Source organism: Candidatus Poriferisodalis sp. (genome assembly GCF_965204125.1).
Taxonomy (GTDB): domain Bacteria; phylum Actinomycetota; class Acidimicrobiia; order Acidimicrobiales; family Poriferisodalaceae; genus Poriferisodalis.
Map to the genome: position 1 here is coordinate 3,314,173 of NZ_OZ241968.1, position 24,602 is coordinate 3,338,774.

A 24,602-nucleotide genomic window follows, 5' to 3' on the forward strand; every position below is an offset into this window, starting at 1 on the left:
CAACATATGGATGGACTGATCGAAGATCTTGGGATCTTCGCCCGATTATCAGACACCCATTTGTGTTCTCAGTACAATTCTGCGATGAACGGTGCAGACCTGCTTCGCCATGACTACGACGAGCTCCTTGCACTGCTGGTCACCGAGATCGCCCAGGCCATCCCTGGGTTCAACGACGGAATCGAGAATGCCAAGCACCCGCTGCGGCGGCAGCGCCAAGCGGCGTTGCGACTCAGTCTCACCGGGATGATTCACGCGATCGACGCCCGGCACGGAATCGTCGTCGAGCCGATGGACTGGAGCGAACACGTCGAACTCGGCCGGATGGAACGGCGTTACGGACGGCCGCTCGGGCAGATCCTGCGAGCACCGTGGGTCGCATCGCGGACGATTATCCGGTTCGTCAATGATCGGGCCGCCGAATTCGGCATCTCAGTGGACGCCTGCCATGAGACAAACGAAATTGTCGTTGAGTGGTCAGACCAAATCTCCATCGAGTTCAGCGAGGGCTACAACGACGAGACCGCTGCTCGCTCCAGCCAACTCGAAGCCCGCCGGCATCACCTCCTGCGAACCGTCCTGGCCGACACTGCTCCGACCGGCGACGCGCTTCTAGCGGCGGCTCAAGCCGCGAATTGGCGGCCCGCGCCCCGCATCCGGGTACTCGTCGCCCGCGGACCCGGACGCGACCACTACCGTCGGCGCCTCCCCTCAGGCAGCATCGCCGCCGACCTCGATGACGAACTCGTTGCGCTCATTCCCGCCGCTCACGCCACGACCATCCGCCATAGCTCTGCCGACGACGCTGTCGCGGCCCTCGGGCCGCCAACGCCTATCGGCAATTCCGCCTATTCCGCCCGCCTTGCACGTCGCGCAATCGCCCTGGCCAGCGGCAGAAGTCGGCCAGAATTCATCGACAGCACGAACTGCGAACTGGATCTCGTCGCGTTCGCCGACGTCGCAGCTGCGGAGGCATTCAGCCACCGTCTCCTGCAACCGATCGAGGACAACCCCCAACTCGTCGAAACGCTCTACGCATGGCTCTGCCACCATGGCCGGCCGCAGGCCACCGCCCACGCCCTCGGCATCCACCCCAACACCGTCAACTACCGCATGAACCAGATACGCGAGCGTGTCGGCTCGGCCATCGACAGCCCGGACCACCGTCTCGACCTCTACCTCGCATCCCATATCGCAGTCAGCGGCGCTACAGGCCTCAACGGTGAGACGCAATGAGCAACGCCGCCGTGAGCAGCTAGTTAATGTCCGCATGAGGTGCAACTTGCTGACAACCCAGCGGCGCCAAGAACGCCCGGCATGGGATCACCTCGGCCGATGGAGCGTGGCGCTATGCATCTGAGCGCATTCATCCAGGCGTCGCCGAATCATCAGATCAAGGGGATGTGGAAGCACCCTGCCGACGAGACGTCGTGGGGGTACCGGACGCTGAGCTGGTGGCAGGACCTCGTGCGCACCCTGGAGCGGGGCTGCTTCGACGGGATCTTCTTCGCCGACGTGCTGGGCACCTACGACGTGTACGGGGCGAGTCGCGAGGCTGCGTTGCGCGGAGCGGTCCAGATTCCCGGCATCGACCCCACGCTGCTGATCCCGGCGCTGGCGGCATGCACCGAGCACCTTGGCTTCGCCGTGACCTTCTCAACGAGCCACCACGCGCCGTACCACACGGCCCGGCTGTTCTCGACGCTCGACCACCTCACCGGCGGCCGTGTCGGCTGGAACATCGTGACCTCGTACCTGTCCGACGCCGAACGTCAAGGGCTCGGCCAGATCCTCGCCCACGACACCCGGTATGACCGGGCCGACGAGTACGTGGATGTCTGCTTGAAGCTGTGGGAGCAGAGCTGGGACGAGGGGGCGATCGTTCGCGATGTCGAGGCCGACACATTCACCGACCCGGCCAAGGTGCACGAGATCGACCACGCCGGCGAGTGGTTCACGGTGGAAGGCCCGCACATGGTCGAGCCTTCGCCTCAGCGCACGCCGGTGCTGTACCAGGCGGGGAACTCGGCACGCGGCGTCGAGTTCGCAGCCAACACCGGCGAGGTCGTGTTCATGTCGGTGCCGGGCAACGACAAGGGCGCCGCCGTCGTGGCGTCGCTGCGCGAGCAAGCCGCGGCGGCCGGTCGTGACCCTGAGCACATCCGCGCCCTGCAGGTGGCACGGGTGGTGGTTGCCGAGACCGACGCAGAGGCCCGGGCCATGCGCGACGAGTGGTCACGGCTGTTCTCGGTCGACGGCTACCTGGCTCTGTACTGCGGCTGGACGGGCATCGACCTCGGCGGGCACCCACCCGACACGCCGATCGACGACATCGAGGCGAACGCAATCCGCACCCAGGTCGAGCGCTGGAAGCTGGAGGATCCCGACAAGGTCTGGACCGTCGGTGATGTCGCCCGGCGGCTGTCAGACACCGCCGGCGGGTTGGGATTCGTGGGTTCGCCCACCACTGTCGCCGATCAGCTGGAGGCGTTCATCGAAACCACCGGAGTCGACGGGTTCAACGTGACAACGGCACCCGTCCCCTGGGGTTTCTCCCAGATCGTCGACTATCTCGTGCCCGAGCTCCAACGACGAGGCCGGTTCCGCACCAGCTACGAAGGCACCACCTTCCGCGAGAACTTTTTCGGCCCCGGCCAACGTCACCTGCACCCCACCTACCCCCACCCCCGCTGACGCGACTATGGGCACCGCCCCAGGTTCCGATTGGTGACCCCGTCCTCACGGAAAACGGCTCCTGACCTCATCACACCCTGCGACATACTGATCCCGAACCGGCGTCCCGAACAACAATGTTCCCCATCTGGGGTACAATCGGGACACGGCGCAGGAGATCGCACCATGGCCAAGACCGAGACGATCCGTGCTCGCGTTGAACCGGATCTGAAGATGCAAGCCGAGCGCGTCCTTCGCGAACTCGGATTGTCGGCCACTGAGGCGATCACGCTGTTCTATAGGCAGGTAGTGCTCCGGCAAGGCGTCCCGTTCGAAGTCAGCATCCCAAACGCCGAGACGGTCGAAGCGCTGCGCCAGGCCCGGGAACCCGACGAACTGACCGAATACTCAAGTCTCGACGAACTCAAAGCCACGCTGTAGCCCGCAGTGATCCTGCGGACCACAAGTCGCTTTGAGAAAGACCTCAAGCGCGCCAAGCGGCGCGGCAAGGATCTCGACAAGCTCTGGGCCGTTCTCGAGGTACTCCTGGCAGACGGCGAACTGCACTCCCGGCACCGGCCACATCGCCTATCGGGACAGTGGTCGAACTCCTGGGAATGCCACATCGAGCCTGACTGGCTGCTGATCTGGGATCGCCAAGAGGACGCTCTGGTGCTTGTCCGAACCGGCACCCACAGCGATCTCTTCGGCTAGTCACAGGACTACAACGGCCCAGTCCGACTACTTTCGCCTATCCAATTGCCGTGGAGTCACCGAGTCCAGCGGACCGATCACGACACGAAGCGAGATCAGCCCATGACCCCTGCCACCGACCCGTCGAACGACTCGGCCCGCGTCCGGGCCCTCGTGGTCGAAGCCGGCACTCAAGCGGCCGAGCTCATCGCCACCCCTGCCGCAGCCGAGCGATGGGACCAGCCTTCGGCTCTTGAAGGCATGACGGTCGGGGCACTCTCGGCCCACCTCGTACGCGCCGCCGGCGCCACCATCGCCTACCTCGACCGCACCCCGCCCGACCGGCGCCCCGACGGCGACTTGCTCACGGCGGTCACCTACTTTCACGCCGCGGTCGACTCTCCAATTCACGACCAGATCAAGGACGTCTCCGCCACCGAGTCGGCCATCGGTCACGAAGCCACCGTGGCCAAATGCCGCCAACTGGCCACCGACCTCGAAACACGGCTGGCCGAGGAACCCGCCGACCGTCTCGTCGCCGCGCTGGGAGGCCGACTGCTCACGCTCGACGACTTCTGCCGCACCAGGCTGATCGAAGTGCTCCTCCATCTCGACGACCTTGCCGTCAGCATCGGCCAGCCTCGCCCAGCCACCGACCCAGAGGGCGCAGCGATCATCATCGACATCTGCATCAACATCGCCCGGGATCGCAACGGCGACTGGGGCGTCCTCTACGCCCTGACCCGAGCAGAGCGTTCCACGGGAACCGTCTTCCCCGTCTTCTAGTTGCCAACCGAAGGGAACACTCATGTCCACGAGCGACGCACCAACCGAGGCGCAGTTGGCACGACTGCAATCTCTGCCCATGGACGCGCCCCTCGCGGCGCTGAATCTCTTCAAGCTCAACGAGGGAGCGCAGTATCAGCAGGGGGATCCAGAATTCGGCACGCCACTCGCTGAAGTCAGCGGCGAAGAGGCCCTCGGCCGCTATCTGGCCGAGGCTGGAAGGAAGCTGGAAGACCTCGGCGGCAGGGTTGTGTTCAGCACCACCGTCGATCAGGTGATGATGGGCCCCGACGAACTCGACTTCGACATCGCCGCCGTGATGTACTTCCCGACACGCTCCGCATTCTTGGCGATGCTCGCAGACCCCGGGTTCCAATCAACTTCCCGGCACCGTCGTGCAGGCCTAGCCAAGCACCACATGCTGCACCTTGCCGGCGTTCCATTCGTCGCCGCCGAAACCATCGAAGCCCTGCGACAGGCTCGGGAATCCGACAACCTGACCGAATACTCAAGCCTCGACGAACTCAAAGCCACGCTGTAGCCCTCAGCGGTCCCACGGGCGACCAACCCTGGCCGAGCGCGTCACTCGATCCACAGCGTTCCAGGCGCAGCGTCTCACCAACTCGGGTTGACGATTGCCCAAGCGCCGAAGGTGCTCAAGGGATTCAGGAAGCCGCTCCCAACCATCCGCTACGGCTAGTCGGCAAGCTTGTCTGGAAAGCAGGCTTCCAGGTCGCTTCGCGGAACCGTGGGCAGGTCCGTGCCTTGCTGCTCGTGACGACGAATCTCGTCCTCCATCTCTTGAGCATCAGTGTCCGCTATGACCATGTGTTGCGTGGAGAGGACTCTTCGGTTGCGGCGCCGAGGGCCAGCCAGACTCGCTGTTTGCTGACCACGCTGCTCGACGGATTCGTAGAGGCTCACGACACGAGTTTCGCGACGCTTCGACTACCCACGCAGCTACGACACGCCACAAGCCTGTGACCTGCACAAATGAACGCCTGCAAGTTGTGCGCCCCATACCGGGCCACGCGGCCCGCCACCGCACACCCGGGCGTAAGCCCGGCGCCCCGACGACGACCTGCTCACCGCGGTCACCTACCTCCACGCCGCCTTCGACTCCCCCATCCACGACCAGATCAAGGATGTCTCCGCCACCGAATCGGCTATCGGTCACGAGGCCACCGTGGCGAAGTGCCGCCAACTGGCTACGGACCCGGAGGGCGCTGCCATCATCATCGAGGTGCACATCGACATTTCCAGCGACCGCAACGGCGACTGGGGCGTCCTCTACGCCCTGACCCGAGCAAAGCGCTCCAGCAACACCCCCGTCTTCTAACGACGGCTGAATGACCACCCAATGCGGTAGCCCCGCTGGGGTCAGGCGACGTCGAGGAACTCGCGGAGAGCTGCTCGGATGATCTCGCTGGTGGTGGTGTGATCGGCCGCTGCTCGGGCTTCGACCGCCGCCTTCAGCTCAGGATCGATTCGCACCGGCACGACCTCGGCCGGACCCGAACCCATGGAAGGACGGTCACGCCGACGAGTCTTGAGCGCCTCGACGTCGTAGCCGGTCGATTCGACTTCTTCGGCGATGGCATCGAGATCGGCGTCGGTGAGGACCCGTGCGGTATTGGTCGTGTGGGCCGTCACTGACCGAGTACTTCCCGCGCCAAACGCTGTTTCGCCCGTTGTGCTGCGCCGTGCGCCAGCGCATCAGCTCGGTTGTTGAGCACATGAGTGGAGTGACCGAGCACCTTCTCGAAGGTGACATCTCGCCCTTGTAGCGCTCGATCAATCAGCTCGATCAGATCGACGTTCTCGACAGGCTTGTTGGACGCCGTTCGCATTCCACGAGCGCGCCAGCGCGCGAGCCACTCAGTAAACACGCCGATGACATAGGCAGAATCGGTTTGCACGACCAGCGGTCCGCCAGTGTCGACTGCGAGGAGCAGCTCAAGCACGGCCCGCAGCTCCATGCGGTTGTTCGTTGAGCGTCGCGCCCCGGCGAAGCCCTCACGACCATCCTCGGTGACCCAAGCCCATCCCCCGGGACCGGGATTGCCTAGCGAAGATCCGTCGGTTGCCGCTGTGGTGACCTCGGGATTCATAGGTCGCCTATGTCGATGAGGTAGCCCCGATTCGCCATCATCTTTGCGAGCCTTACTCCGACTTCCACCACATCTTCTTTGAACGGCAGGTACTCGAGACCGTCGATGTCGGAAGGCTTCTTCATGCCCACCTTGTCCTCAAGCAAGATCGCCACATTCTCACGACGCAGGTGTACCAGCATCATTCCCAGCTCAAGCACAACATTTTGACGGGCACGAAATTCCTTCTGGGTGTCGTCGTCGGGATCGCTGAGGTAGACGTCATCGGCAGTCGCAAGCACCACGGCGAACTGCGTCTCCTGGATGTATTTCTCCAGTTTCTCGATCAAGGTCAGGCCCTCGGCCGGAATCTGGTCGAGCATGATCGGGTTCAGGTTCCACCGGCGCAGCATGCGCTCGATCTCGTTCTTGGCATCTTCGTCGTGGCCATACACAACAAACACGTCCTTCGGTGATGAAGGCGCCTTCGAAGCCCTGGGAGCACCAGTGGACGGGGTAGATGAGAACTCTCCTTGGAGTCCCTCGATGTTCTTCCCTTGCACAACAACCGTGCCCGTGTCGTACACGCTGACGACTTGGCCGCCGTCGCAGCGAAGTCGAACGCCGTGATCAAATGAACTCTCTTCGATGACAGAGCACCCATGCGCGCCCAATACGGCCTTGGCTTCCTCGACTGTCGTCACGTCGGCGAAGCTACCTCAGCGTCTCGTACGCACAACCGCTCGTGCCTCTGCGTCTCCGATGGTCTCGACCAATGGCGGCTCACCTGCTGAGACGGTGCGCCGTTCGTTTGCTATCGCTCCCGGCCGAAGTCCCGATCAGGCACTCATGCCTGTAGTCCACTCGACGCCCATCTGTCCATTGTCGACTACCGATTGGTCGGACCGCCGCCGTTGAGCGCCAGCAGCTCACGGAGAACCTCATCGTCTGCGATGTCGGCTGGCCAGCCGTACGCTCCAGCCACCGCCGCGTCGAGGGCGTGGTGTGCGTCGGCCAGCCACTGCGGGCGAGTGTTGTAAAGGTTGGTCAGCGTGCGTTCCTTGAGTGCCATCGCCGCCTCTTCGTCGCGGGGCACGGGGCGCTTCGGATAGCCGGACGCCGGCTCATCGATCCACTCAACCCACTCGGGTGGGTTGAGCCAGCGGTCGCGCAGTTCCACGAGACGTGCGGCCTCCTCGGCGATGGCTGCTGCACGGAGATCGGACGCGTATTCGGCCGCTGGCACGCTCGGCGCTAGGCCGGACGGGAATGGGAACGTAGCGAAGATGGATGTGGGCGTGTAACGCGGGTCGTTCCCCTTACCGAGCCAAGTGCCGCGACGTAGCGACCAGATCTCGTGGAATCGGCTGTGGAGAACGCCGAACGTCGTGTCGTCGTCACGAGCGACGACGATCAGCTGATGATCGGGGCAGACGCGGGCATCGAGCCAGACGAACAGGCGGTGCTTGGCGACAGTGGGAGTTGCGATGCAGCGATGCAAGCGTTCAAGCGCATGCCGCATTCTTGGTCGTGGTTCCGCGTGGCGCCACCAGTACTTGCGGTACGAGTCGCGCCGGTTCTCCAAGCGGCGGGGGCGAACATGCTCGGCGACCCACTCGAACGGTTCTTGGTACAGGGCCGCTTCGGACTCGCCTGTTTGGACCCCGAAGTCGATGACCCACTTGCCTGCCGATCGCCGAGTCACGTCCATGCCATTGGCCCATGGCTTGAGAACGTCAGCGTTCGTCCGGCCGTTCGGGTTCGCCGGCAGTAGTAGCCACTCGCGCGCTTGGTCACCATCGATGTCAAAGGCGCCACCCTTTGTGTTGCCCATGAAGGCCACGCCTTCGTTCTCGGCGAGACGGGTGGCTTTCGTCAGGTCGATGCCGATCCCGCCGCTTTGGGCCGTCAAGTCGGTGAAAATCACATCCACCGTGGCGCCATCGAGGCGCGCCGCGGTTACGAACTTGTCTTCGGCACGCGCGAAGCAGACCAGCGACACCCGCACCGCCGCTCCGTCGATCACCCACGGCTCGTCGCTCCACGCCTCGAAGATCCGCCGATTTTCCGTCGCAGCCTCCAAGGCCCTGCGATTCGCGCCGCCTCGAATCGAATTGGTTGCAACAAGCCCGGCCCTGCTCGCCCTGCCAGACGCGATCTGCTGGCCAGCTTTCTCGAACCAGTAGCAGACGAGGTCCGCCTCCGCTGGTACCCGGTCGGCGTAGGTCGCGAACAGCTGCGACACATAATCCTCACCTAGGCCGCCGATCAACAGCTTGCCCCCGAGGAACGGCGGATTGCCGATGATGACATCGGCTTCTGGCCAGGCCGGCTCGGTGCTGCCCGGTGCCAGGATCGCATCGCGGCACTCAATGGTGTCAAGCGGCTTCAGGATTGGGTCGCGCGACTCCGCGAACCCGTTGCGCCGCATCCACTGGATCTCGCCGATCCACACCGACACGCGCGCCAACTCCGCGGCGTAGGGGTTGATCTCGATGCCCTTCACATTCGCCGGGCCGATCTCCGGGAAGGCGCGCTCCAGACCGAGCGTTTCCGCCTCGAACTGCACCCGATGCTCGAGATCCTTGAGCGCCTGCAGTGCCAGATACAAGAAATTGCCCGAGCCACACGCAGGATCAAGCACCGTGAACGCCCTCAAACGGTTCAAGAAGTTGCGATATTGCTGTGTGGCCTCATTTCGCCGCCTGGTGCGGACAGCCGCCGCCTCGGCTGCTTCCGCACGCTCCAAGACCTCGGAGATCTCTGCCTTCTCCGCTTCCCATTCCGCAAGCAATGGGCGGACCACGACAGGCTCAACGATCATCATGATCTTGTCGCGGTCCGTGTAGTGCGCCCCAAGCTGGGCGCGCTTGTCCGGGTCGAGCCCACGCTCGAACAGCGTGCCGAGGATTGACGGGTCGATCTCCGACCAGTCGAGACTCGACGCCGCCAGCACGGTCTCGATGTCGGATGCCTCCAGCGGCAGCGCCGCATCATCGTCGAATAGGCCGCCGTTGAACCAAGCGACCGACTCGAAGCCGATCCGTCCGCCGGTGGCCATCCCCCGGAACAGATCGCTAGCAAGCTCTGCAAACTGCGCCGGGGTGCGACGCACCTGCTTCAGCAACCGCGTGAACATGTGATCGGGCAGTAGCCCCACATCCTCCGCGAACATGCAAAACACGAGCCGGTTGACGAAGTGCGCAACCTCGTGCGGGTCATGCCCGCGTCCCCGAAGCGTCTGCGCGACTGTCGAGAAGGAGTCCGCCGCCTGCTCGGTGAGTGCTTGCCGAGTGTTGTCCGGCCGCAGGTGCTCAGGGTCTGAGAGGGCCCGCTTGAGCAGGTCGCGCGTCTCGGCGTCTGCAAGATCCGCGAGGTCGAACTCGTAGACCTTGCTGACGCTGTTCGTCCAATTGGTGCGGATGCGGAACCGCTCCATGTCTGAGACGATCAGCAAAGGCGGGTTCTCCAGCGCCAGGGAGTACTGCCGGAGCTGCCCAAACGCAGCGTCAAGGTCCTTCCGCTTGCCCTTGTACTCCCAGGCGAAGTGGTGGCGCTTCCACACGTCGGCCCAGCCGTCGCCGCCCGAGTCCTTACGAGCCCCGCGCTCGAAGCAGTACGACTCGCCGTGCGGGTCCACCTCCGCCGGCTTGGGTTCGCCGAGCAAGTCGCAGAGATCAAGGAAATGCTGCTGCGACGCTGAGCGCTCCGTCAGCGTGGATTCTCGCCACTTGCTAATGAACTCGTACGGCGTCACGCGATCGCTCAGAGTATCCGGTCCGCATATTACGGTGCCCTACTTGAGATCGCCTGACTTCGGTGAAGACGTGATGTGGGAGCCCTCAACTCCGGATCCGGCACATCCAGGGAATGTTCAGATGGTCGTGCTGCGACAGAAGCGCAACTCGAAGCGTCGAATAGCCAACAGTCCCTAGCTCATCGATGAGCTCCGAAACAGCTTCGGAAGCTGGCGGCCGCTATGCGGCGGCCAGGTCTGGCGTTTGGTGCACCCCGGGTGGCGCACATCCTCATGCGAACAGACGAGCCAGTCTCGTCACCGCGCGGGGGCCTCGCGGGACGAGCATTCCCTTTGTCCGAGCTGGCGGCTTCGGTACCGGTGCCACCCTGAATCGGTTGTGGACAGAAAGGGTCACCAAGTCCACTGACACGAGCACATACCGTGATCCGGGCCTCGAAGGGTGAACGCACATGGATCACGCCGCGCTCCAAGGGTCATTTCCTGAGCTTGAAATTGATCGGCACCCCTTGGGTGAAGGCAGGATCAAGGTCGCGTACGGCGCGACATGGGGCGGGACTCCGGTCGTTCTCAAGCTGGTGAAGGCAGCGCTCGTTGACGACTCCGATGGGACAGTACAGATTCCCGAGCGCACTGAGCGAGAGATTCTCGCATTGGCCAAGGTGAATTCACCCCGCGTCGCCCGAGTGTTGAGAGACCCCGAGGTTCGCGTCATCGACGAGGAGCAGTTCCTCAGTTTCCTTGAGCAGCGCTACAGCGACGACACGCTGCGAACACGTATGAGCCCGGAATGGCCCGAAGATCGCGTGGTCGATCTGATTCACGACCTACTCGCCGCGGTGTCCGCACTATCTGCGGCTGATCTGGTGCATCGCGACATCAAGCCAACGAACATCGTCTTCGACGAGGACAACCGACCCGTATTGCTTGATCTTGACTCAGCCCTGCACCAAGACCTCGACCCGCTGACATCCGAATCACTTACGGGGCCCGGGACGGCGCAGTATGCCGCTCCCGAGCAATTCTTGCTGCGGGGCCAAGTGGAGCTCGACTTTCGATCGGATCTCTTTTCGATTGGAGTTGTTGCGTTCGAAGCGCTTACGGGAACTCATCCCTTCGGGTACCCCGACGAGGATTGGTACCAACGCATGTCCAGGGGCAATCTCGACACTGACCAGCTGCGCGGCCGTTGCCGTCGGTCGCTACAGGAGCTCCTGACCCGACTACTGCTACCGGAACCCAATCAGAGATACCGCAAGATCGCCATGGCGGTCGAAGAATTGGAGCGTTGTCGATGACGATGTATGTCCAACACGGATACGGAAAGGGGGACAAGGTCCAGCGGCTCTTGCGGGAGGGCAACGCCTCTGGCGTCGTGCTAAGTCCTGCCGACGAGACTGCCGACGGTCTCGCGGTGACGGCTGCGGACGCCCGGGGCTTCGGGGCCACCGTGCTACTGGATCCCCAGCTGTACGTATCGACCATCCCGGATGGCACCGCACGCCGCCATGAAGTCAACTCCTTGGACTTCTCCGGAGTTCGTTGGTCGGCCGGTACGGAACTCGTTCATGCGCATGTCGAGCAGATACTGGACCTCAACCATCGAGTCGGCACGACTGCCGTCATTGCCCCTGCGCCCTTGCAAACGGCATTCCTTGACACATGGGCGTCGGTGACGTTCCAGTATGCGCGCGAGACCATGAGGCTCGCCGGAACCCCAACATATGTCTCGGTCGTGGTCGACGAGTCGGCGCTTGGTGACTGGAACCCAATCGCCCAGTGGCTCAACGAGGTGACCACTCTCGACTGCGAGGGCTTCTACCTCGTCATAGCGCGCAGGGATCGTCCCTATCCGCAGATCTGGGACGCAGCGCTTCTCACAAACCTGCTCCGAATCGTGTACCGGCTGGGCGTCTTGAATCGATACACGGTCATTTGGGGCTTCACCGACGTCGCTGGCCTCTTGTCGCTCGCGGCCGGTGCCGATGCCTTCGGGTGCGGATGGTTCTACTCGCTGCGAAACTTCACGAGCGCCAAATGGGTCCCAAAGACCGGTGGTGGCGTTCCCACGGCTCGCGTCCTGAGCCCCGGTTTCTTGTCTCCGGTTGAAGCACTAGGTGAAGGCGGACCCATCGCGCGCTCATCTGTTGGTGAGACAGCTTTTCCAGATCGCGCCCTGCGTTCGCGGTTGTCGAACGATGAATCAATGCCGGTGGGTGAGGCGCGACTCCAACACCTTCAAGCACTCGGAGCAATGGCCGCAGATCTTGGTAGCGAGGGCCCTGCACGAAGCGCCTCGGACGCCTTAGGTCTCGTGGAACGCGTCGACGGGCTCCTGGCAGTTGCCCAAGCTGGCCTCACCGAAACGGAGAGGCTCGGTATCGCTCTCGCCACCCGTTATCACACGGGTGTCAACCAGCTCCGGCAGGCCCTCAAGAGCTTCGCCGAGCACGAAGGTCTCGTCTAGGTACTGCGTTCGTTCTTGCGAATCGCCAACTCGACAAGCCAGAGGTCTGCTGCCAACGAGATTTCACGCCGAGGGGAACTGCGTCTCCACGCGACGCCTCCGCTCCGGTCTACGGCCACCAAACCCAGCTGGTTCTTCCTCAGGAACGCGCGCCCTACGCGCCCCACACACTCCGCAGGAAGGGCCAGTGCACTTCGATGGGTGGCATCCCGGATGCGTGCGAGCTGGCTCACGGCCCGTCTCCAATTGGACACCTTTGCCTCGACGATTAGCGAATCACTCACGCGCCGCTCAACAGGCACGGCCGGCGAACCGTTCGGTCGGAGCCATCCTCGGATCTGCAGACGAAGCCGGATCTCCCTTTCGCTACCTCCGGACAAGCCAGTCGTTCCCTCCGAGTGGACGGCCCTCGCAAGCACGCGCGCCTCAGAGTGCGTCGACAGTCGCAGGCCTCGGCTGTGGCGGAACTCAACAGTGCGTCGGGAGACTGCGATCACGACGAGGTCGGGGCGACCGGCGGGCATGTCGGGTTCCACGACCGTGATCGCGTTGCGGCCGGCGCCAGGACGAAACAGATCCCTAGAGCTCGCCTCGAGGGCGTCCGTCAGACGTACTTCATGAAGAGGGACCCCTACGCGGTATGGCCCTGATCTCATCGTGACCGAGTCTGGAACCGCAGCGTCTGTCACCGACTTGACGATACGCGCGTGCTGCTCACGACATACGCGGTAGCGGCAGGTCTCCAGGGAGCACTGGTCACGGCAGCAGGCGCCGGAGCATCCAGTTGCACCGCGGCGCGGCCTGAGCGCCGGGGAGTGGACTGTGCGCACCTAGGTCGGATGGGGGCTAAGGCACGAATCCCTGCGCGTACTCCTCCTAGTTCCCGGGCGAATCCGGCCAATCGGACTGCCAAGCATCCATCTCACCCGCATGACACAGCCCCGGCAACCCTGCCCGCCAGATCAGACGAGCGCCGAACCGAGGCAATCGCGTTCGAGAACGAGACAATGACACCTGACTATGAATACCCACACCTTCACTCTGATCGTTGACGGCCCCGATCTACAGGCAGGCGAACTCGCCGATGACGTGTTCGAGGCTGGCTGCGATGACGCGCTGCTCGGCCGAGCGGACGGCCTCCAGTTCGCCGACTTCGACCGCGAGGCCGACACCCTTCAGGACGCCGTGCTAACCGCAGTCGCCGAACTCGAGTCGATCGAGGGTGTGACCGTGGTCCGGCTCGCCGACGAGTACACCCCTGCGGCGATCAATCCCGGCCTCGAACACACCTAGCGTTCTCGACATGGACACGTCGCGCCTGCCGCAGGCCCTAGAGGTTGAGGCACGGCGGCCGTTCAAGCTGTGGATCAGGTTTGACGATGGCGTGAGCGGCACCGTGGAGCTCGCCCAGTGGTCAACTCGAGGGAACTTCGCTGCCTGGTCCGATGCGGCCTTCTTCGAGAGTGCACATCTGAGGCCGCATGGCGCGATCGCTTGGGGCAAGGACGATGCGCTGGAACTCGATCCCACGGCCATGTACACGGATCTCACCGGAAAGACCTTCGAAGACCTGCACCCGAAACCGTGGCCCGAGTTGGCTCCATGAGCTCGACAAGGAAGCAGCGCGGGAACCGGAACCCCAAACCACGAGTTTGTGCGGCGCGACCCTCAGTCGAGGCGCTCGATCGGCGGCTTCTCTAGCTCCTCGACGTGGACTCTGATGCTGGTCCTCGATGACGTCACGCCAAAGGCCTCGCGGGTGAACTGTCGGCGCGTAGTGATCAGATCGAAGTGCTTCAACTCCCTCATGGCGCGCTGCCTGAGGTACGGGCTGACTGCGTACTTGCTTGAGGTTTGACTCTCCGACAGCCACACCGCGTCCGTCTTGGCGTCGTTGTTCGATTCGTCCATCAGGATGAGCCAGAACGCGAGCGCCCGACCACTCGTGGCTGCCATCCATGCCTTCGTCCACCATGCTGATTGGAGCCGGCGGTACGTCGGTTCTCCACCCTTGGCGGCCTGCGACGATGGCTTGCTGTATCGCTCCCCCGATCCCGACTCGTGCAGGACCGTCACTCTCGACGGAAGGCCAGGCCTCTCCTCCTTCTCGATGAAGCCTTGGGCCGCGAGCCAGCTCAAGGCCTCGTACACACGCCTCTTGCCCTTCGTCGCAAACTGTGGCAGCCCCAGCAACTGGGCCCAATCGGTCGCAACGAACTTCGTATCGTGCTCCCCTCCGGGGCTTGCCCATAACAGCGACAGGTACAGCTTGAGGCGTACGTCACCGCCGCGACCGCCACCTGACCCGAGCATTTCCATCATCGGCGGCGCAGACGCTCGCTCACTATTGCGACGCAAGAACTCAGTACGGACAGGGCAGTCGCGGAGATTCCTGTGCCGACGGCTCAACCGCTGCGCCAGCCTGGCACCAGCCTCCTGCGCAAGTTCCAGCCGTAGCCGATCATGTGCCGAGAGATAGGCACTGGTAGCCGGGTTAGCGAGCTTTGAGTTCATCGCATCTGGGTACTTGGTCGCCTGCGTTGGCCGGGGCAGGACTCATGCCGGGGTGATGTAGTGGCCGTTCCGTTATACCTCGCTCAAGCCTAAGTCCGCGTGAGTGCTATAGACGGGATAGTGACACCTCATGCTAACGTATAGCTTAGACAATGGACTAACGTAGCAATCGCAAGCGCTCCGTGGCATAGTGATTTCCTGTCCGACTCCTCCCCCTCGATTGCCTGGACGTGACCCGTGTGCCCACCATTCCCCGACACGAATCCAAACAACCCCGTGCCGGGCGGTTTGCTCGGTACGACCTACCTTGTCTACGTCGATGACTCGGGAGATGAATCCCAGGATCTCCTCACTGCGCTGGCGATCCCGGCAACGGTGTGGGCAGACACGCTGCAGGCATGGAAGAAGTTCCGAAGCTGGGTTGCGCGGCAGTTTGGCATCCACGCCGATACCGAGCTGCATGCGCTGGACCTTGGCACCAATTCGAACGCGGGACGGGGCCAGTTGCCGAGCCTCGAGCCGGGCGATCGAAGCAAGATCACGCGTGCTGCGCTCAGCACGATCAGGTCGATCGCAGAACTGCGAATCCTGACTGAGTTTGCGCCAGTTCCGGAGGGCTCGGGAGGCCTCTACCCACGGCTTGTCGCCTTTGTCGAGGAGTTCTGCAAGTTCCATGACTCACACGCCATCATCTGGTACGACGGCACAGCAGAGAGTCTGGCCCGATCGACCCGGGCCACGCACCGATCTCTTCCGTACTCGCGGCGTGTGCTCGAAGACCCAATGGGCTATGACAGCTCCGAGAGTCATCTGATACAGATGAGCGATTTCATCGCCCACTCAGCGCACCATGCGGTGCTGAACGACCGTGGTATCGGGTCGGCAGACTCATACCTGCGCAAACACGCCTACCTCAAGCTGCTACCCACAGTCGACACTCCAGGTCACGTCTGGCCTGGTGGCATCGATGCCGTTGGCTTCCCGTGCTTCGCACAGCGGCTTGGCATCCGCGGCTACCCCCAAAAGCACGATGAGCCCCCAATGAAGGGGGCTCTCGTAAGCCACTCTCGTGGCTCAGACCATCTTGGCGAGCACTTCGTGCTCCGATGACCTCGACACAGACGATACACGAAGTAGCGACAAATCACCCACCACGTCGCTCCTGAGTTGCGGGGGTTGCTGACCTAGGGTCATTCCGAGAGCGGGCACTGGTGTCTGCGCGGGTCTGCGGGGGAAGGTGCACGGTTGAGCACACCGAAGGTTGGCACCACGGTCCACGAATCGACGCCGGGGTGGGACCCGCCGAGGCAGCCGCCCATGGAGGCGGCGGTGGTCGAGCTCGCGAACCAGTTGGCGGACCAAGGAGCCTGATGACCACCGCGAGGTTCAGCGCCGACGAGCTGTACGAGATCGTCGAGACCTACGCGAGCTTCGGCAATCACCACACCGGGACCCCGGCCGATACTCAGACCACCGCCTGGCTGACCGACGTCCTCCGAAGTCTTGGTGCCTCAGTGCACGAAGACCGGTTTGAGTTCGACCGGTTCGTCTGCACCTCCGAGCTGCGGGTCGCCGGCCAAGTGGTACCTGCGCTGCCCGTCTTCTACTGCGCGGCAGGCGAGTGGCGCACCACGAACCTCTCCGTTGTCGACGTCGATGTCGGCATCGTCGGCAACCCGCGCGGGCTCGACCTCTACCTCGATGCTGACCCTGACGCAGCGGCGCTCGTCATGGCCATCGGCGGGCTCGACGACCACCCCGTGCAGTGCAACCGGGTGCCGCAGATGCCGACAATTCCGGGGCGTCCCGCCGTCATCATCCCGGGCAACTGGGCCGACCGTGTCCGAGGCGCCGATGCCGAGCTGACCTTCGCGGCGACAGCCGAAGCGGATCGCAGCGCCAACGTCATCGCCACATTGGGCGCAGCCGACGCGCCAGCGATCAATATCACCACGCCGCTGACCGGCTGGACCCCCGCCGCCGGCGAACGCGGCACTGGTCTCGCGGTCGCGTTGGCGATGGCTTCCGATCTCGCCGCCGACCACCACGTCACGCTCTCGGTGTGCAGCGGCCACGAAATCGATCACACCGGTCTCAAGCACTATCTCGCCAGCCGCGATGTGGCCGGCTGGCCGGTCGTCCACCTTGGCGCATCGGTGGGGGCGATCGAGCCCGATTCGACGGGCCCCGCCGGGCTCGGTAATCAGAGGATGGTGCTGGCGACAGCCAGCGGCGAGGTTCGCGACGAGATCGACCGCCGGGTGCTCGCAGCCAACTGGCGCTTGCGCAAGGCGAATCCGTGGCCCGGCGAAGGCGGCACATGGTTCGAGGCCGGCGCATCGGTGCTGTCGTTCCTGGGCGGGTCATCGCTGTTCCACACCACCGCCGACACGGCAGCCGCTGCGACGACGCCGCAGGCCATGGCGCTGGCCGCCGAGGTCGCCATCGACGCGGCCCGGCTCTTCCTCGACAATCACCGGTAGCCGTTACTGCGAGGCCGCAGCGTCCCGGGTACCTTCACACCGGCGTGATCGGCCGCCCTTCGATCAAGGTCGACGATCGGCCGTCGACTCGAGGAATCCGAGGCACTGCGACACATGAACGTGAGCGAAGAAACCCCCACTGAGCTTCAGGCTGCTTCGGAGGCCGCTCTCGAGTGGACCAACGCAACGCAAGAGTCTCACTACGAGATCACCGGAGTCATCGACGCCGAAGACACCGTGGCACGAGCGCGAGCAGGGTCCTTCGAGCTGGGATTGGTGCTGTGCGACGGCGACGTCTGTGCCCGTGAGCAGGTGGTGGTCGAACGATCAGCCGAGGGCTTTCGCGTGTCGGCCGCCGAAGTTGACGATCCGCTGATCCCGCCGCTGCTCGACCCGCCGATCGGAGTACGCACCGGGTGGCTCAACGCCCAACTCGACAAGCACAAGTTTGTCGTGTTGGTGTTCTACCGCGGGTTGTGGTGACCTCCATGCCGCCGCGAGTTGCGCGGCTTTGGAAGATCGGGAGTCGTCGAGGAGATCCGGGCTGCTGGAGGCGAGATCTTCGCCGTCACCAGTGAGCCCCAGAGTCTCGCGAGCGAAGCCCAGGACACATGGGAACTGGAATATCAGGCGGTCGGCGACCCGCACCACGAGATCCTCGACGACTGCCGTGAGAATGGCCGGTTCGATCTCTACATCGGCGACACCGGCGTGCTCGAGCGACACTGGTCGTCGCACCCGAACGGCATCTTCCAGGCCGGAATTCTGGCCCTCGCCCAGGACCGACGGGTGCTGTACCGGTGGCACTGTCGCCCGACTCACCAGAACCGTGGCGGCGCCTCCGGTCGAGTCACCGCGTCGCATATGTGGTCTCGCGTCCGAGACGGGCTAGCCGGCGACACCGACGCCCCATGGGATACCGATCCCCCGCTCGACGCCCCAGAGGCCTTCTGGCCGTATTTCGTGGCTCAGCTGTTTGCCCATGGATGGTTCGTCAAGCCGAAGCGATTCCCGCTCGGCCGACCCGACGACAAGCCATCTGCGCGCATATCCGCGATGAAGCCACGGCTCATCGGCTTCGCCGCGGCGTGGGCCATCTGCTTCGTGCTCCTGCCGGCTCGCCGGGTCCTGCTCGCTCTGGTCGGCTACGCCGTGGCCATCACACCGGCTGTCCGCAGGGTGAACCGCGAGTTCCAGCACGTTCCCGCCGGCCGCGCGCCCGAGCCGGGCGGGCGAAGCCTCGGCACCGAGCCCCTAACGCTTCACCCTCAACAGCCGAGTCGCTGAGACGAACGGCGAGTCGGGTTACTCGAAGGTGCGCCTGGCTGTTTCCCAAGCGTTGATCTTGTCCCAGTCGTACTGCACTCCCAGCCCCGGGCCGGTGGGCACCGCGACGCATCCGTCGGCGCCCACGTCGTCGAGGCCATCGCCGTACCCGTCGGCGTAGATCGGCGGCTGCAGGCAGTTCTGCGACGTGTCGGGATTGACCAAGCCGAGCTCGTAGAACATCGTGTTGGGAATGGCCGACATGCAGTGCCGGTGCATCGGGCCGGCCGTGTGGAGCTGCACCTCCATGCCGATGGCGTCGCAGAAGTGGGCCAGCTTCATCGTGCCAGTGATGCCGCCATCCAACTCGGGATCGACGTGCATGATGTCGGTGCCGCGAGCCAGCACGAAGTCGGCCTTCTGCTCGAATCCCCGGATGTGCTCGGCGATGAGCATCGGCGTGCGGATGAACTCCCGCAGGCGCTGGTGTGCAGCGGCGCTCGAAGAGGCATCGCGGTAGGGGTCTTCGTACCAGAAGAATCCCAAGTCATCGCACGCCCGACCGACTTCTACGGCGTCCATGAACGACACCAAGGACGATGCGGGGTCGGTCATCAGCTTCATCGAGGACCCGACGCGTTCGCGAACGGCTGTCATGATGCCGATCTCATTGCTCACGCTGCCGTCGAAGAAGCCGTGAATCTTGTACGCCGGCAATCCACGCTCCTGGCATTCCTCGGCGAAGTCTGCGTACTTCTCGATGCTGTCGAGGCCGCCGGGCGTCTGCTGGCCCGGGGTCGTGCTCGCATACGTCGGCAGCCGTTCGCGGTACCCGCCCAGCAACTGGCTGATAGAGGCGCCGTACTTCTTGCCCGCGAGGTCCCACAGGGCGGTGTCGAGTGCGGCGATGCCGACCTTGTCGAAGTGCCGGAACTGGATCTTGAGGAGTTCGAAGATCCGTTCGCGCTGGGATGGGTCTCTGCCGATCAGCAGCGGCGCCATATCGCAGACCTGCGCCATGGCGTGCTCGGTCGCGCCGTAGTGGGGTGCGTAGGCGCCCGTGAGACCGTCGTCGGACTCGATCGACACCACAAACTTCGAAACGCTCGTCTCCGCCCCAGGCGAGTACGTCCAGATCGTCGGACCGACGTCGCGGAGCTGGTACGTGTAGGCCTGAACGACGATGCGGCTGATCTTGCTCATGGTTCACCTCGGTGAGATTCCTGTTGCAGCAGGCGGCGGGCAGCCCCAACGACCACGCCGACTGCCCGCTCCTCGGTGGCGGCGATGCGGGCCTCGTCGACGACAGCCTCGGACTCGGTGCGCTGGGCGATCACCCCGGCGACGCACCCAGCCCGCCAGCCGTTGGCCGCACACATCGTGAACAGCGTGGCCGACTCCATCTCGTAGTTGAGCACGCCGATCCGGCGCCACTCGGCCAAGCTGCCCCGCAGCCACCCGACGACATCGCCGGCCACCGTGTCGTAGCGCTCCTGGCCGGGATAGAAGGTGTCGCTCGACGCTGTGATCCCCACCTGATGGGGAGCGTCGAGGGCGACCGCGGCATCGACCAAAGCCCGGGTGCACTCGAACGAGGAGGCCGCCGGGTACTCCAGCGGGGCGAAGTGCCGGCTCGCCCCGTCGAGGCGGACCGCGGCTTGGGTGATGACTAGGTCACCGATCCGCAGATCGGCCTGGATCGAGCCGGTGGTGCCGACCCGCAGGAACGTCCGCACGCCGAGCTGGGCCAGCTCCTCGACCGCGACCGAGGTCGACGGCCCGCCGACGCCGGTCGAGCAGACCACCACCGGCTGGCCGTCGATCGACGCTCGATGGGTCGTGAACTCCCGGACGGAGGCCAGGTGCGCCGGCTCGTCCATCGTCTCGGCGATCCTCGCCACCCGAGCAGGGTCGCCAGGCACGATCGCCAGCGTGGCCCCGTCCAGATCGGCGGCGGTCACGCCCAGGTGCATCACCTGCTCGTCACTCATCACCTGACCCTATTTCTCAGCCGCGCACGACACCGTCGCTGGGGTGTCGGAAGCCGATCCCTGCCGAGACGCCTCGCTGTCGGCGGTTTCTGCCGTTAGTCCACTGCGGCTGGTCGGATGGCTGAAGCCGGCCGGAACGCGTCTATGTGTTCGGTCACTGTCGAGATGTACGGGCCGCCGATGAGGTCGACGCAGTACGGGACTGCGGCGAACACCGCGTCGAGGCACTCTGCGATTGCCTTGGGCTGACCCGGCAGGTTGATCACCAGGGCGCCGTCGCAGATGCCGGCAGTCTGACGCGACAGGATCGCAGTCGGCACTGCCTTCAGCGACGCGGTGCGCATCGCCTCGCCGAAGCCGTGCAGCATCTTGGAACAGGCCGCCTCGGTGGCCTCGGGGGTGACGTCGCGCAGGGCAGGGCCCGTGCCGCCAGTGGTGAGGATGAGACAGCACCCTGCTGCGGCCAGCTCGCGGATCGCTTGGGCCACCTGGTCCTGCTCGTCGGGAACGAGCGCAGCCTGCGCAGACCACTCCGAGGCCAGCACGCGCTCGAGATAGTCACGAATCGCCGGTCCGCCCCGGTCTTCGTAGTCGCCGCGGCTGGCCCTGTCCGAGACCGTCACGAGGCCGATCAGCGCGTGCGTCGAGAGGTTCTGCGTTCCGTCGGAGGTGCTGTTCACGCCGGAACCGTACCGCCCGATTGGGAATAGGTGCCATTCCCATACGCCCATCCCCATTGCTGCCGTCGAGCAGAACGAATCCACACACTGGCACTAAATGGGAATCGTTCCTATTCCTGTTATGCTCCCCCGCCGTGTCTCTCCTCGAGGCGACAGATCGTGCTCCGGTTGCGTCACCCGCCAGTTGGGCGTGGAGCCGCCGGCCCACCCTCATCAGCCTCGGGTTGCTCACTGTGGCGTCGGTGGTGGTGGCCATCGGGCTCGGTCCGATCGGGGTGGCACCTCCGACGGTCGTGCAGATCATCGGGCACCACGTGATCGGCGTGTTCGATGTCGAGAGCTGGGCCCGGACCGACGACGCGATCATCTGGGAAGTGCGCCTGCCACGGGTGCTGCTCGGCGCGATCGTGGGTTCGACCCTCGGGGTCGTGGGCGTGACCCTCCAAGCCCTGGTCCGCAACCCGCTGGCCGAGCCGTACATCCTCGGCGTGAGCTCGGGTGCGTCCGCCGGCGCGGCCGCAGCAATCCTGTTCGGAGTCGGCTCCTGGCTGGGCCGCGAATCGGTGTCGCTGATGGCCTTCTTCGGCGCCCTCGGCGCCCTGGCGCTCGTCTTGGCGCTGGCCCGTTCCTCCGGTCGCATCACGCCTTCGCGGATGCTCGTGGCCGGCGTGGCCGTCAGCTACCTGCTGAGTGCCATCACCAGCCTGCTCATCCTCTTCGCCGAGAGCGCCGAGGGTGCCCGGGCGGTGATGTTCTGGCTGCTCGGCTCGCTCGCAAACGCCGACTGGTCCACGCTGCCTCTCGGCTACCTCGGCATGGGCAGCGGCATGGTGCTGGTGTTCTGGTGGCGCCGTCGGCTCGACCTGCTGGCACTCGGCGACGAGACGGCCATGGCGAGCGGCGTCGATCCGGGACGCACCCGGCTGCAGCTCGTGGTCGTGGTCGCGATGTGCGTCGGCTTCGCCGTGTCGCTGTCGGGCGGCATCGGATTCGTGGGTCTCGCGGCTCCGCACATCGCGCGGCGGATCATCGGCCCGATCCACCGCCATCTGATCCCGGCGTCCGCAGCGCTCGGCGCTCTCATGCTGGTCTGGGCCGACGTCGCGGCCCGCATGGCATTGCAGCCCCGCGAGCTGCCCATCGGTGTCGTCACCGGCGTGCTCGGAGCCCCCGTCCTCGTCGCTCTCGTCCGAAAGCTCAGTCACAACTCCTGAGCGCGCTTGCGCTCGTTTACCCCCCTCCACGAAAGGAAGCCCCCTATGAACAAGGAGACCCCCGTGAAACTGTCAGCCCTCAAACGTCGAGCGATCGCATTGCTCCTCGTGGTCGCATTTGCGGCCGCAGCCTGTGGAGGGGGCGACGACTCCCCCACCGAAATGGCTCAAGACGACGGCTTCCCGCTGACCTTCACCAACTGCGACACCGAGTTCACCCTCGACGCCCCACCTGAGCGCGTGATGCTGATGGAAGCTGCGGCGCCCTCACTGCTGTTCGCCGCCGGCGCCATGGACCGGGTGATCGCCCGCATCGAGGACTTCCCCGAGGAGTACTACACCGCCGACGAGCTGGCCGTGCTCAACGACATCCCAGCATTGCTGGCCGAGCACACCTCGACTGGCGGAGTCGAGATATCGGTGGAGGCCATCATCGACTTCGACCCCGACATGGTCATCGGTTACGACACCGCCACCCTCACCCACGACTCGCTCGCCGACGTCGGCATCCAGCTCTACGTGATGCCCCCGTTCTGTGACAACCCGCCGACGCCGTCGTTCGAGAGCATTCTGGACGAGGTCCGCTTCTACGGGGAACTCTTCGGCACCTCCGAGACCGCCAATGCGAGCGCCGACGCGCTGGAGGCCGCCGTGGCCTCCGTGGCCGATGCGCCGGTTGCCGAGGGCCAGACCGCTGCTGCGCTGTATGTCAGCTCCGACGGCAGCGCCATCTACGCCTATTCCTCGCTCGGCATGGTGCATCCGCTGATGGAGGCCCTCGGCATGACCAACGTGTTCGCCGAGCTCAGCGAGCGGGTGCCCGAGGTGTCGATCGAAGAGGTCATCGGTCGCAACCCCGAGATCTTGGTGCTGCTCTACGACGACTTCGGCCTCACCCCCCACGAGATCAGCGCACTGGTCACCGACCTCCCCGGTGCCAGCAGCATCACCGCGGTCGAGCACGGCGCTGTGTACCCGCTCCTGTTCAACTGGGCGGAGCCGCCGACGCCGCTCGTGGTGAAGGGACTGTCTGAGCTCAGCGACCAGATCACCGAATGACGAAGCCGTGATTGAGGCCACCGGCATCGAACTGCGGCTCGGCGCCGTCGATGTCCTGTCCGGGGCGCAGCTCAGCACGCGCCCCGGACAGGTCGTCGGCCTCATCGGTCCTAACGGCAGCGGCAAGTCATCGCTGCTGCGCTGCCTGTACGGCATGCTCCGCCCGCACAGAGGCGCCGTTCTCATCGACGACGCAGCGATCGGTTCGATGTCGCAGCGCTCGATTGCCCGTGCGGTCGCCGTCGTCACTCAGGACGCCTCAGCAGACGGGATCGACATCACGGTCGGCGAGTTCGTGCTGCTGGGACGCCATGTGCATCGCGGCGACCATCAAGGCTTCACCGACGACGACCGCAAAGCCGTACTCGACGGGCTGGAGATGGTGGACATGTCGGGGTTCGCCGACCGCAGCATCCACCACCTGTCAGGCGGCGAACGCCAACGGGTGATGATCGCCCGCTGCATCGCGCAGCAGAGCCCGGTCATCCTGCTCGACGAGCCCACGAATCATCTCGACGTCCGCTACCAGCACGAGGTGCTCGCGCTGGTCCGGCACCTCCAGATCGACAGCATCGTCGTGCTGCACGACCTCAACCTGGCCAGCCGCTACTGCGATCATCTCGCCCTGCTCAACCACGGCAAGGTCGTGCACCAGGGCCGGCCCGACGACGTGCTGCGAAGCGAGCTGCTCGAACCCGTCTACGGCATCGAGGTGCGACGACTCGCCGACGGGCACCACTCCCACTTCGCGTTCGGCCCACTCTCGCCGTGATGGGCAGCGAGCGATGAACACCGCGCCGAACGGCTGGGCTTTCCCCGCCTCCATACGTGTCCAGGTCTGCCGCGGCTGTTGTTGCGGAACCGAGCGAAAGCACCCCGAGACCGATCACGACGGGCAGCTCGCCGCAATCGCGGCCGTCGCTCGAACT

General features: G+C 64.6%; 27 protein-coding genes. 18 read left to right on the forward strand and 9 right to left on the reverse strand.

All coding sequences use genetic code 11. The annotated features are described in order from the left end of the window. The first annotated feature begins 84 nt into the window (after positions 1-84). From ACOGXD_RS15250 to ACOGXD_RS15275, 6 genes are all read left to right on the forward strand, one after another. Positions 85-1,236 carry a PucR family transcriptional regulator gene (locus tag ACOGXD_RS15250; protein ID WP_419915867.1) on the forward strand — a complete coding sequence of 384 codons (1,152 nt, stop codon included), beginning with the start codon at positions 85-87 and terminating at the stop codon, positions 1,234-1,236. 99 nt (positions 1,237-1,335) lie between these two features. Further along, the gene (locus tag ACOGXD_RS15255; RefSeq protein WP_419915868.1) at positions 1,336-2,694 is read left to right on the forward strand and encodes an LLM class flavin-dependent oxidoreductase; all 1,359 of its coding nucleotides are present in this window, start codon (positions 1,336-1,338) and stop codon (positions 2,692-2,694) included. 165 nt (positions 2,695-2,859) lie between these two features. Next, on the forward strand, positions 2,860-3,114 hold the full coding sequence (locus ACOGXD_RS15260; protein WP_419908318.1) for a type II toxin-antitoxin system RelB/DinJ family antitoxin: 255 nt from the start codon (positions 2,860-2,862) through the stop codon (positions 3,112-3,114). 6 nt (positions 3,115-3,120) lie between these two features. Further along, positions 3,121-3,387, forward strand: a complete 267-nt coding sequence (locus ACOGXD_RS15265; RefSeq protein ID WP_419915869.1) for a type II toxin-antitoxin system YafQ family toxin — start codon at positions 3,121-3,123, stop codon at positions 3,385-3,387. Between the two features lie 102 nt (positions 3,388-3,489). Next, positions 3,490-4,152 (forward strand): maleylpyruvate isomerase N-terminal domain-containing protein, encoded by a 663-nt coding sequence (locus tag ACOGXD_RS15270; RefSeq protein ID WP_419915870.1) that lies wholly within the window; start codon positions 3,490-3,492, stop codon positions 4,150-4,152. Positions 4,153-4,231: 79 nt separating this feature from the next. Beyond that, a complete protein-coding gene (locus tag ACOGXD_RS15275; protein ID WP_419915871.1) occupies positions 4,232-4,693 on the forward strand; it encodes a DUF1330 domain-containing protein in 462 nt (153 codons plus the stop codon). 155 nt (positions 4,694-4,848) lie between these two features. Here ACOGXD_RS15275 and ACOGXD_RS15280 read toward each other — a convergent pair whose 3' ends face one another. After that, the gene (locus ACOGXD_RS15280; RefSeq protein ID WP_419915872.1) at positions 4,849-5,076 is read right to left on the reverse strand and encodes a hypothetical protein; all 228 of its coding nucleotides are present in this window, start codon (positions 5,074-5,076) and stop codon (positions 4,849-4,851) included. 262 nt (positions 5,077-5,338) lie between these two features. On the opposite strand from ACOGXD_RS15280, the gene ACOGXD_RS15285 reads away from it, so the two are divergent. Further along, positions 5,339-5,491, forward strand: a complete 153-nt coding sequence (locus ACOGXD_RS15285) for a hypothetical protein (RefSeq protein ID WP_419915873.1) — start codon at positions 5,339-5,341, stop codon at positions 5,489-5,491. A 41-nt stretch (positions 5,492-5,532) separates the two neighbouring features. On the opposite strand, the gene ACOGXD_RS15290 is transcribed toward ACOGXD_RS15285, so the two are convergent. The 4 genes from ACOGXD_RS15290 to ACOGXD_RS15305 all read right to left on the reverse strand — a co-directional run bounded on the left by ACOGXD_RS15290 (position 5,533) and on the right by ACOGXD_RS15305 (position 9,999). Beyond that, on the reverse strand, positions 5,533-5,805 hold the full coding sequence (locus ACOGXD_RS15290) for a ribbon-helix-helix protein, CopG family (protein ID WP_419915874.1): 273 nt from the start codon (positions 5,803-5,805) through the stop codon (positions 5,533-5,535). Continuing rightward, entirely contained in the window at positions 5,802-6,263 is a 462-nt protein-coding gene (locus tag ACOGXD_RS15295; protein ID WP_419915875.1) for a ribonuclease H family protein, read from the reverse strand. The genes ACOGXD_RS15290 and ACOGXD_RS15295 overlap by 4 nt, the downstream gene beginning before the upstream one ends. Then, entirely contained in the window at positions 6,260-6,946 is a 687-nt protein-coding gene (locus ACOGXD_RS15300; protein ID WP_419915876.1) for a TIR domain-containing protein, read from the reverse strand. Before ACOGXD_RS15300 ends, ACOGXD_RS15295 begins: the two co-directional genes overlap by 4 nt. 185 nt (positions 6,947-7,131) lie before the next feature. Then, entirely contained in the window at positions 7,132-9,999 is a 2,868-nt protein-coding gene (locus ACOGXD_RS15305) for a class I SAM-dependent DNA methyltransferase (protein WP_419915877.1), read from the reverse strand. A gap of 452 nt (positions 10,000-10,451) precedes the next feature. On the opposite strand from ACOGXD_RS15305, the gene ACOGXD_RS15310 reads away from it, so the two are divergent. The 4 genes from ACOGXD_RS15310 to ACOGXD_RS15325 all read left to right on the forward strand — a co-directional run bounded on the left by ACOGXD_RS15310 (position 10,452) and on the right by ACOGXD_RS15325 (position 14,072). Next, the gene (locus ACOGXD_RS15310; protein ID WP_419915878.1) at positions 10,452-11,297 is read left to right on the forward strand and encodes a protein kinase domain-containing protein; all 846 of its coding nucleotides are present in this window, start codon (positions 10,452-10,454) and stop codon (positions 11,295-11,297) included. Then, positions 11,288-12,466 (forward strand): hypothetical protein, encoded by a 1,179-nt coding sequence (locus ACOGXD_RS15315; protein WP_419915879.1) that lies wholly within the window; start codon positions 11,288-11,290, stop codon positions 12,464-12,466. The genes ACOGXD_RS15310 and ACOGXD_RS15315 overlap by 10 nt, the downstream gene beginning before the upstream one ends. Positions 12,467-13,486: 1,020 nt before the next feature. Next, on the forward strand, positions 13,487-13,759 hold the full coding sequence (locus tag ACOGXD_RS15320; protein ID WP_419915880.1) for a hypothetical protein: 273 nt from the start codon (positions 13,487-13,489) through the stop codon (positions 13,757-13,759). Between the two features lie 10 nt (positions 13,760-13,769). Further along, positions 13,770-14,072, forward strand: a complete 303-nt coding sequence (locus ACOGXD_RS15325; protein WP_419915881.1) for a DUF2442 domain-containing protein — start codon at positions 13,770-13,772, stop codon at positions 14,070-14,072. 62 nt (positions 14,073-14,134) lie between these two features. Here the strand turns inward: ACOGXD_RS15325 and ACOGXD_RS15330 are convergent, their stop codons facing one another. After that, a complete protein-coding gene (locus tag ACOGXD_RS15330; protein ID WP_419915882.1) occupies positions 14,135-14,788 on the reverse strand; it encodes a hypothetical protein in 654 nt (217 codons plus the stop codon). 429 nt (positions 14,789-15,217) lie between these two features. Between ACOGXD_RS15330 and ACOGXD_RS15335 the strand changes: the two genes are divergently transcribed. From ACOGXD_RS15335 to ACOGXD_RS15350, 4 genes are all read left to right on the forward strand, one after another. Then, the gene (locus ACOGXD_RS15335) at positions 15,218-16,090 is read left to right on the forward strand and encodes a DUF3800 domain-containing protein (protein WP_419915883.1); all 873 of its coding nucleotides are present in this window, start codon (positions 15,218-15,220) and stop codon (positions 16,088-16,090) included. A 260-nt stretch (positions 16,091-16,350) separates the two neighbouring features. Continuing rightward, positions 16,351-17,463, forward strand: coding sequence for a hypothetical protein (locus ACOGXD_RS15340; protein WP_419915884.1), 1,113 nt, complete (start codon positions 16,351-16,353; stop codon positions 17,461-17,463). Between the two features lie 114 nt (positions 17,464-17,577). Then, a complete protein-coding gene (locus ACOGXD_RS15345; protein WP_419915885.1) occupies positions 17,578-17,946 on the forward strand; it encodes a hypothetical protein in 369 nt (122 codons plus the stop codon). A gap of 18 nt (positions 17,947-17,964) precedes the next feature. Next, on the forward strand, positions 17,965-18,750 hold the full coding sequence (locus tag ACOGXD_RS15350) for a hypothetical protein (RefSeq protein WP_419915886.1): 786 nt from the start codon (positions 17,965-17,967) through the stop codon (positions 18,748-18,750). 18 nt (positions 18,751-18,768) lie between these two features. Here the strand turns inward: ACOGXD_RS15350 and ACOGXD_RS15355 are convergent, their stop codons facing one another. The 3 genes from ACOGXD_RS15355 to mog form a co-directional block, all read right to left on the reverse strand. Continuing rightward, positions 18,769-19,932 (reverse strand): enolase C-terminal domain-like protein, encoded by a 1,164-nt coding sequence (locus ACOGXD_RS15355; protein WP_419915887.1) that lies wholly within the window; start codon positions 19,930-19,932, stop codon positions 18,769-18,771. Beyond that, positions 19,929-20,720, reverse strand: a complete 792-nt coding sequence (gene udp, locus ACOGXD_RS15360; RefSeq protein WP_419915888.1) for a uridine phosphorylase — start codon at positions 20,718-20,720, stop codon at positions 19,929-19,931. The genes ACOGXD_RS15355 and udp overlap by 4 nt, the downstream gene beginning before the upstream one ends. Before the next feature lie 95 nt (positions 20,721-20,815). Next, a complete protein-coding gene (mog, locus tag ACOGXD_RS15365; RefSeq protein WP_419915889.1) occupies positions 20,816-21,400 on the reverse strand; it encodes a molybdopterin adenylyltransferase in 585 nt (194 codons plus the stop codon). Positions 21,401-21,534: 134 nt separating this feature from the next. Here mog and ACOGXD_RS15370 point away from each other — a divergent pair, with 134 nt between their 5' ends. The 3 genes from ACOGXD_RS15370 to ACOGXD_RS15380 all read left to right on the forward strand — a co-directional run bounded on the left by ACOGXD_RS15370 (position 21,535) and on the right by ACOGXD_RS15380 (position 24,445). Then, the gene (locus tag ACOGXD_RS15370; RefSeq protein WP_419915890.1) at positions 21,535-22,614 is read left to right on the forward strand and encodes a FecCD family ABC transporter permease; all 1,080 of its coding nucleotides are present in this window, start codon (positions 21,535-21,537) and stop codon (positions 22,612-22,614) included. A gap of 63 nt (positions 22,615-22,677) precedes the next feature. Further along, a complete protein-coding gene (locus ACOGXD_RS15375) occupies positions 22,678-23,673 on the forward strand; it encodes an ABC transporter substrate-binding protein (protein WP_419915891.1) in 996 nt (331 codons plus the stop codon). A gap of 7 nt (positions 23,674-23,680) precedes the next feature. Beyond that, on the forward strand, positions 23,681-24,445 hold the full coding sequence (locus ACOGXD_RS15380; protein ID WP_419915892.1) for an ABC transporter ATP-binding protein: 765 nt from the start codon (positions 23,681-23,683) through the stop codon (positions 24,443-24,445). The last annotated feature ends 157 nt before the right edge of the window (positions 24,446-24,602 follow it).